General features: G+C 55.8%; 1 pseudogene. It reads left to right on the top strand.

Annotation, left to right across the window (positions count from 1 at the left end):
• Positions 1-396, top strand: a pseudogene (locus EL84_RS00075) (Zn-dependent hydrolase); the annotation flags it as partial.

Genomic DNA, 396 nt, shown 5'->3' with positions numbered 1-396 from the left:
TCGAAAATGGCATTCAGCCCCATATGCCAATTGAGATAATTACCTTTTGCGATGAAGAGGGTTCCCGTTTTAACAAAGGCCTGTGCGGCTCACGTGGGATAACCGGTCAGTTGGAAGAAGGCGAACTGGAGCGGCAGGATAAAAACGGAGTGACCCGTCGGGAGGCGCTGGAAGCCGTCGGCTGTTCTCCTTCGGATTTTGAAGAGGCGATCTATCCGCCAGGTTCCATAGGGAGTTATCTGGTGCTACGCATTGAGCAGGGGCCGGTGCTGGAAGCGATGAATGCTCCAGTAGGTCTGGTGACGGGCTTCTCGGGTCCGTTGTGGCTTACTGTGACGATGAAAGGCATGGCGGGTCATGCCGGCTCCGTTCCGATGGGGATGCGGCATGATGCTC

Source organism: Paenibacillus sp. VT-400, from assembly GCF_001029205.1.
GTDB classification, from domain to species: Bacteria; Bacillota; Bacilli; order Paenibacillales; family Paenibacillaceae; genus Paenibacillus; species Paenibacillus amylolyticus.
This window is presented reverse-complemented; position numbering and strand designations above follow the sequence as displayed.